General features: G+C 67.9%; 4 protein-coding genes. All 4 read right to left on the reverse strand.

Features of this window, described 5'->3' with window-relative positions:
- The coding region (locus tag ACDELDRAFT_RS18345) for a bifunctional enoyl-CoA hydratase/phosphate acetyltransferase (protein ID WP_005799490.1) at positions 1-1118 on the reverse strand (1118 nt) is incomplete at its 3' end.
- 24 nt (positions 1119-1142) lie between these two features.
- Entirely contained in the window at positions 1143-2273 is a 1131-nt protein-coding gene (locus ACDELDRAFT_RS18350) for an ABC transporter permease (RefSeq protein WP_005799491.1), read from the reverse strand.
- A 2-nt stretch (positions 2274-2275) separates the two neighbouring features.
- Positions 2276-5059, reverse strand: a complete 2784-nt coding sequence (gene rbbA, locus ACDELDRAFT_RS18355; RefSeq protein WP_005799492.1) for a ribosome-associated ATPase/putative transporter RbbA — start codon at positions 5057-5059, stop codon at positions 2276-2278.
- A gap of 3 nt (positions 5060-5062) precedes the next feature.
- Positions 5063-5640: HlyD family secretion protein (locus tag ACDELDRAFT_RS18360; RefSeq protein ID WP_005799493.1), on the reverse strand; the 578-nt coding region annotated here is incomplete at its 5' end.

Below are 5640 nucleotides of genomic sequence, written 5' to 3' on the forward strand. Positions count from 1 at the left end.
TTGCACAGCGCGGCCGCGTCGAGCGTGGCGGGCATGTGCGGGTTGACGGTCTCCACCGCCGCCAGGATGGCCACGCGGGGCCGCGCCACGCCGATGGCATGCGCCAGGTCGATGGCGTTGCGCACGATGTCGGCTTTGTCGTCAAGCGTGGGGGCAATGTTGACGGCGGCGTCGGTGATGATGAAGGGGCGCGGATAGGCCGGTGTCTGCATCAGGTAGCAGTGGCTGATGCGCCGCTTGGTGCGCAGGCCGCCCTGGCTGGCGACCACCGCACCCATCAGTTCGTCGGTGTGCAGGCTGCCTTTCATGAGGGCCGCCACCAGCCCCTGGGCCACCAGTTCGACGGCACGCGCGGCGGCGGCGTGGCTGTGGGGGACGTCCTCGATGGCGATGCCGGCGATGTCCAGGCCGTTGTCTTGCGCTGCCGCCACGATGCGCGCGCGCGGGCCCACGAGCACGGGGGTGATCAGGCCGGCCGCACGGGCATCCAGCGCCCCCGAAAGGCTCAACGCATCGCAGGGGTGTACCACCGCCACGGGGATCGCCCCCAGCGGGCGCACATGGTCCAGCAAATGGTGCAGGCCGTCGCCATTCACGGTCAGCCGCACTTCGGGCAGCGTGGTGCGTGCGCGCTCGATGCGCTCGGTGGGGGCGATCACATCGGCCTCGCCACTGATCACGGTCACGCCGTCCTGGTTGACGCAACTGCAGGCCAGCTTCAGGCGTTTCTTGGCCTCATCGCGCGTGGTCACGGTCACGCTGATGCGCAGCGTGTCACCCACGCGCACGGGCGCGAGGAACTTCAGCGTCTGCCCCAGGTAGATGGTGCCGGGGCCGGGCAGGCGCGTGCCCAGTACGGCCGAGATCAGCGCGCCGCCCAGCATGCCATGGGCGATCACTCCGTGAAAGCGCGTCGAGGCGGCGTAGTCCGCATCCAGGTGCTGCGGATTCACGTCGCCCGAAAGCACGGCAAAGAGCTGGATGTCTTCGGTGCTGAGCGTGCGGTCGATCGATGCGGTGTCGCCCACCGCGATCTCGTCGAAGGTGCGGTTGCGCACGGTGCCCAGGTCGTCAACGGCGCCGGCTGCGGGGGGTGGGGCGGGCAGGATGTCTGGCATGGGGCTCCGAGGGGTTGGGAAAGATCAGGCCATCTGGCTGATGGTCTTGCGAAAACGGGCCAGAGAGGCCGTGAACAGCACGCCGCCGATGGCCAGGATGGCCAGCCACTGGGGCCAGACCACGTCGAGCCCTGCGCCCCGGTACAGAATGGCCTGTGCGGCCGTCACGAAATGGGTGGTGGGCGCGGCCAGCATCACGTTCTGCACGAGGGTGGGCATGCTCTCGCGTGGCGTGACTCCACCCGACAGCAGTTGCAGCGGCACCAGGGTCAGCACCAACAGCATGCCGAACTGCGGCATGCTGCGCGCCACGGTTGCCAGGAAGATGCCCATGGACGTGGTGGCGAACAGGTGCAGCGCCGCCAGGCCCATGAACAGCAGTACCGACCCCTGTACCGGCACATGCAGTGCGCCCTGCACCACGAACACCAGCGCCACAAGCGCCGCCAGCAGCACCACCAGCCCCATCGACCAGACTTTGGCCAGCATGATCTCGCCGGGTGTCACGGGCATGACCAGCAGGTGCTCGATGGTGCCGTGCTCGCGTTCGCGGATCAGCGCGGCTCCGGTCAGGATGATGGACAGCATGGTGACGTTGTTGATGATTTCCATCAGGGCGCCAAACCAGGCGTGCTCCAGGTTGGGGTTGAAGCGCATGCGCACGTTCAGGTCCACCGGCAACTGCGTGCCGCCGCGATAGCGCTGCACGAACTCGCTCACCTCGGCCGCCACGATCTGCTGCACATAGCCGCTGCCGGTGAAGGCCTGGCTCATGCGCGTGGCGTCCACGTTGAGCTGGATCGAGGGCGTCAGCCCGGCCAGCACCTCGCGCTGGAAGTTGGGCGGGATGTCGAGCACGAAGGTGTAGTGGCCGTTGTCCATGCCGGCGTCCATCTCGGCCAGCGTGATCAGGCGCGGCGTGATGAACTGCGGGGGATAGAAGCTGCCCACGATGCGCGCCGACAGGGGCGAGTCGTCCTCGTCCACGATGGCGATGGCGGCCTTGTGCAGGCCCTCGGGCATGGCGGTGGCCGCCACGTAGATCGACACCGTGAACGTGTAGGCAATCAACACCAGCATCATGGGGTCGCGCACGAGGCTCCACAACTCCTTGATGCCCAGGCGCCAGACGTTGGCAATGGAGGCTCTGCGCATGGTCAGGACTCCTGCTTGCGCAGCAGCGCAATGGCCATGCCGACGATCACGGGCGCTGCCACCAGCAGCGGCCAGAAGGAAGGCAGCAGGCTCGATAGATCGAGCGCCTTGCTGAACACCCCCCGGCTGATGGTAAGGAAGTGCGTGGCCGGGTAGATGCGGCCAATGAACGCGCCCATGCCCTCCAGCGACGACACGGGGTTGATCAGGCCGGCGAACTGTACCGAAGGGATGAGCGTGCCGATGATGGTGACGAACATCGCCGAGATCTGGCTGCGGGTGAACGTGGAGGCCAGCAGCCCGAAGCCCGTGGACGAGATCACGAACACGAGCGCGGTGAGCGCCAGAGAGGCGAAACTGCCCTTGAGCGGCACATCAAACACGGTCACTGCCAGCGCGGTCATGAGCAGAAAGTTGAACATGGCCAGCACGACGTAGGGCAGTTGCTTGCCCAGCAGAAACTCGGCCCGCGTGACGGGCGTGACGTACAGGTTGATGATGGAGCCCAGTTCCTTTTCGCGCACCACCGACAGTGCGGTGAGCATGGCCGGTATCAGCATCAGCAGCAGCGGAATCACGGCCGGCACCATGGCGGGCAGGCTCTTGACATCGGGGTTGTAGCGAAAGCGCGTCTCGACCGAGCTGGCGGCCGCCAGCCGCACGCCCATCCGGTGCTCTGCCATGTCGGCCAGCCACATCTGGTGCATGGCGCTGATGTAGCCGCGCACGGTTTCCGCGCGCATGGGCATGGCGCCATCGACCCAGGCGGCGATCTGCACCGTCCTGCCGTGCTGGAGGTCGCGCGCGAAGCCGGGCGGAATCTCGATGGCCAGCGCCAGCTCGCCGCTGCGCATGCGCTGGTCCAGCTCGGCATGGTTGCGGATCGGGGGCTTTTCGATGAAGTAGCGGGAGCCCGCGAGGTTGAGCGCGTAGTTCTGGCTCAGCACGGTCTGGTCCTGGTCCAGCACGGCGTAGCTGAGGTCTTCGACGTCCAGGCTGATGCCGTAGCCAATGATGAACATCAGCAGCGCGGTGCCCAGCAGCGCCAGCGTGGCCCGCACCGGGTCGCGCCGCAGCTCCAGTGTTTCGCGCCACATGTAGCTGAGGGCACGGCCCAGGCTGAAGAACGCCCGGCGTGGGTGCGCGGCAGCCGCCGGGGCAGGGGGCTGCGGCAGGGGCCCGGCAGAGGCAGGCTCCCTTGCGGGCGCTGCCTGCTGCGCCCCTTGTTCGGGCGCCGCTTTCTGCGTTCCCGATGCGTCTTCGAGGTAGGCAATGAAGGCCTGTTCCAGCGAACCTTCGCCGCGTTGCGTGGCGATGTCGGCCGGCCGGGCGCTGACCAGCACCTTGCCCGCGTGCATCAGCGAGATGCGGTCGCAGCGTTCGGCCTCGTTCATGAAGTGGGTGGAAATGAAGATGGTGACCTGGTCGCGGCGGGACAGCTCGATCAGCAGGCGCCAGAAGTTGTCGCGCGCCACGGGGTCCACGCCCGAGGTGGGCTCGTCCAGGATCAGCAGTTCGGGCTGGTGCACCATGGCCACGGCCAGCGAAAGGCGCTGGCGCAGGCCGAGCGGCAGTGCATCCGGCAGGCTGTCGAGCTCTTCCTGCAGCCCGAAGCGCTCGACCATGGCCTGCACCCGGGCTTGCACCTGGCTCTCGGGCACATGGAACAGGCGTGCGTGCAGCACCAGGTTCTGCCGCACGGTCTGCTCGCCATACAGCGAGAAAGCCTGCGACATGTAGCCGACGCGGCGGCGCGTTTCGATGTCCCGAGGGTCCACCTTCTGGCCGAACAGCCAGGCCTCGCCGTCGCTGGCGGGCAGCAGGCCGGTCAGCATCTTCATGGTGGTGGACTTGCCGCAGCCGTTCGATCCCAGGAAGCCGAAGATCTCGCCGCGGCGGATGCGGAAGTCCACATGATCCACGGCCACGAAGTCGCCAAAGCGCATGGTCAGGCCCCGCGCCTCGATGGCCACCTGGGCATCGTCGTCCAGCGTGAGCGGGGTGATTTCCACGGGCTGGTGGCCGCGCTTCTTCTCGTCGGGCAGCAGCCCGATGAAGGCGGCCTCGAGGTTGCTGGTGCCGGTGCGCTCCAGCAATTCCGGGGGTGCTCCCGTGGCGAGCACCTGGCCGTCGTCCATGGCCACCAGCCAGTCGAAGCGCTGGGCCTCGTCCATGTAGGCCGTGGCCACGACCACGCTCATCTGCGGGCGTTCGCTGCGGATGCTCGCGATCAGGTCCCAGAATTGGGCGCGGGCCAGCGGATCGACGCCGGTGGTCGGCTCGTCCAGGATCAGCAGGTCGGGGTCGTGGATGAGCGCACAGCACAGGCCGAGCTTCTGCTTCATGCCGCCCGAGAGCTTGCCCGCCGGGCGCGAAAGAAAGGGGTGCAGCCCGGTGCTCTGCGTCAGGTGGTCGATGCGCCGGCGCCGTTCGGTCGCGTCGTGGCCGAACAGGCGCGCAAAGAACTGCAGGTTCTCTTCGACCGAGAGCGTGGGATACAGGTTCTTGCCCAGGCCCTGCGGCATGTAGGCGATGCGCGGGCAAACCGCCTCGCGGTGCCGCTTGCTCCGCATGTCGCCGTCCAGCACCTGCAGGCTGCCTTGCTGCAGCGCACGGGCGCCCGCCATGAGCGCCAGCAGGCTGGACTTGCCCACGCCGTCGGGCCCGATGAGCCCGACCATGCGCCGGGCGGGAATGTCGAGGTCGATACCCGCCAGCGCCACGGCCTTGCCGTAGCGCAGGCCGACGTCCGCCAGCCGGGCCACGCAGGAGGGGGCTGTCGTCACGCCTTACTCCGGCAGCTTGACGGCGAGGTGTTCAGGCCACGCGGCCGCAGCGTCGAGCTTGAGCCATGCCACCCCGGGCAGCCCGGTCTTGACCAGCTTCACGTGCTTTTGCAGCAGTTCGGGCGCAATCTGTGCCTTGACGCGGAACATCAGCTTCTGCCGCTCGCTGGCGGTCTCCACGGTTTTGGGCGTGAACTGCGCGGTGCTGGCCACGAACGACACCTGCGCAGGGATCACGAACTGTGGCGCCGCGTCGAGCACGATGTGGACTTCGCTGCCCAGCGCCAGCTTGCCGGCAACGGCCTCGGGCAGGAAGAAGGTCATGTAGACATCCGACAGATCCACCAGGTTGAGCACTTTGCCGCCGCCGCCGATCACTTCGCCGGGCTGTGCGATGCGGTACTGCACGCGGCCGCTGCGGGGGGCCACGAGGGCGCTGTCGTCGATGTCGGCCTTGATGCGCGCCACGGTGGCTTGCGCTGCGGTGACGGCTGCGCGCGCGCTGGCCACCTGGGTACGCGCCGCCGTGATGGCGGCCTGTGCGGCCTCGGCCTGCGCCTTGGCGGCCACCACGGCCGCTT

The sequence above is a fragment of the Acidovorax delafieldii 2AN genome, from assembly GCF_000175235.1.
Classification (GTDB): Bacteria; Pseudomonadota; Gammaproteobacteria; order Burkholderiales; family Burkholderiaceae_C; genus Acidovorax; species Acidovorax delafieldii_B.

What these genes read in the sequence shown, in the direction of transcription:
- ACDELDRAFT_RS18350 (WP_005799491.1), bottom strand. Translation starts at nt 2,273, where the DNA reads ATGCGCAGAGCCTCCATTGCCAACGTCTGGCGCCTGGGCATCAAGGAG.